This window comes from Salinivibrio sp. IB872 (assembly GCF_001995345.1).
In the GTDB taxonomy this organism is placed as follows: domain Bacteria; phylum Pseudomonadota; class Gammaproteobacteria; order Enterobacterales; family Vibrionaceae; genus Salinivibrio; species Salinivibrio proteolyticus.
The window spans coordinates 1-2,057 of sequence record NZ_MUFO01000094.1 but is presented as its reverse complement, the minus strand read 5'-3'; the positions used below and the strand labels follow the sequence as shown (position 1 = coordinate 2,057).

The window sequence follows — 2,057 nt, the reverse complement described above, 5'->3', positions numbered from 1 at the left end:
ATTATTAACTCCACAAGCACTACTCTCTGAAAGCCTCTCTTATTAAAAGAAAGGTTCTCTGACTTATCATTCGGAACATTGTTCTTCCACAGTTTTTTATTGATTAATCAAATACCCAATCTTTACTATTTTAAGATTGCGATAAGAACATTGTTCCAAGTAAACATCATCTCACTGTCGAGATAGTTATTCACATAAAATCAAAACAGGTGTTACTTAAAAGCTAGCGTCAGATAAGGCAATACATACGCTTTGAGCTTAGACTCTATCTGTTCCACTGTTTTTAGTTGATCTGGGAGAACATTGTTCATTGGAGTTTCAACATCTATAACAGTGACCAATCCACTCGCTCGTGACACCGTTTTTTTCGTTACTACTACCACTGCTTCGGCTTCACTTTTAACGGTATCGAGTGCGCTTAATAGAGCGTCACATTGAGATTTTTGCGGTGTGTAACGAATCAAAAATCGGGTAGGGTTTATTGGACTTACGAACACCTCCCGCGCAAGCTCTGCTGTTTCATGGTAAAAGTATCGTTCTACTACATCTCCAATTGCTACTTTCCAACCTTGTTGAATGGCCGCAGTCGTTGTCGGCATCCAAAATTTAGAGAAATTCTCTCTTTGTGCTCTAGGAGCATTGCGTGTCAGATCACCAATCACTGGGTGAGCAGGAACAAATCCCATGCTCTTAAAACCACCTCGTAATTCTTTGGCGATTGGATTGGAGTCTTCGCATAACAAAGGGTAAATATCACGCCACAAATAATGAGGCTTTTCTATCGGCGATAGATACTTAGGATGGCTCATAACTTGGTATGAAGGCGGAAGTAACTCAGAGCGAATATAAATCACATGATCCACTGGCAGTTGCAGATATCGCTCCAATTGAAAGAGGTTGCCACTCTCAACATTACCGATCGTTTCGGCAGCATCGAGTTTATTCTCACAGAGAGCAATTGAACCATCATTTAATATCAGACGCATGTCTGGTCGGCATCCTGGATAGATAACTTGTGTTTCGACCTTGCTGATCAACCTGCTATCTTCGTCTCCAAAAATCAACCTAACAAATGCTCGATTGAAACGTTCTGAAGACGTTAACGCCGAAGCGAAGAACTCAGTTAAGTGATCCTCTTTTGCTACCGTTAGTTTTTGAGTATTGATGAATAAGCCCACAAGCATCCCTTTCTGTCAGCGTCGTTTCCTAACAAAAAGGTTATCCGATTTTCCAGTCAGAACAATGTTCTTGTATCAAATATCAGCGTGATATCTTAGTAGCCTTGCGTTAAGGAAGAACAAGGTTCTTACAATATCGTTTAAACCTCTTAGCTAATAACTACTACTGACTGGTAGATCTCCACCTCTCGGTATCATGGAACATTGTTCTTCATTGAATACTTTCAGTTAACCGCTTGTTCCAATGCCGCTTAACCGTTGGGATCGAGATGCCAAGAGCATTTGCTGTCTTAGATTGACTCAGCCCCCTTGCCCTACATTCTTGGACTTTTTGAGTAGTGGTTAGTGCTTCTGGTCTACCAATCCGCTTACCTTCAGACTTAGCCCTAGCCTGACCTTCTAGCGTCCGCTCTCGAATTCGGTTTCGCTCAAATTCAGCAAATGCTGAGAACATTTGCAGCATCAATCGTCCTTCCGCTGAGCTTAGATCAGCGGTCGGCAGATCCAGAGAAATTGGTGTAACGCCCTTCTCTAACAGCATACTGATCGTATGCTGAACATCGATGTTATCTCTGCCAAGTCGATCTAGCTTTAATACAACTAGTTTGTCCCCTGGCTCTAGTTTATGCTCAATCAACATTTTGAACTCACGTCGTTCAGTTGCAGGCACACTACCAGAAACTGTTTCATGTACAATTCGGTGTTCTTGAACATCGTAGCCAGCATTTCTGATAGCTAAGATCTGATTTGACACAGTTTGCTCGCTAGTCGATACACGACAATAAGCGAATGTCCGTCCCATACTATTCACTCCTTTTGGCATCACAATTGGTATCATCAATCGGTTGGGTATCATAAAAATCCGAACCCTACTTTATG

2 protein-coding genes are annotated in these 2,057 nt (G+C 41.8%); both read right to left on the bottom strand.

Translation table 11 applies throughout. The features are described 5' to 3' along the window. Positions 1–212: 212 nt before the first annotated feature. Entirely contained in the window at positions 213–1,184 is a 972-nt protein-coding gene (locus BZJ18_RS16930; protein WP_025604823.1) for a hypothetical protein, read from the bottom strand. Between the two features lie 205 nt (positions 1,185–1,389). Continuing rightward, positions 1,390–1,980, bottom strand: a complete 591-nt coding sequence (locus tag BZJ18_RS16925) for a recombinase family protein (RefSeq protein WP_025575374.1) — start codon at positions 1,978–1,980, stop codon at positions 1,390–1,392. Between the last annotated feature and the right edge of the window lie 77 nt (positions 1,981–2,057).

Excerpts from the sequence above, each read along its gene's own strand:
- BZJ18_RS16930 (WP_025604823.1), bottom strand. The coding sequence starts at position 1,184 with ATGCTTGTGGGCTTATTCATCAATACTCAAAAACTAACGGTAGCAAAA.
- BZJ18_RS16925 (WP_025575374.1), bottom strand. The coding sequence starts at position 1,980 with ATGGGACGGACATTCGCTTATTGTCGTGTATCGACTAGCGAGCAAACT.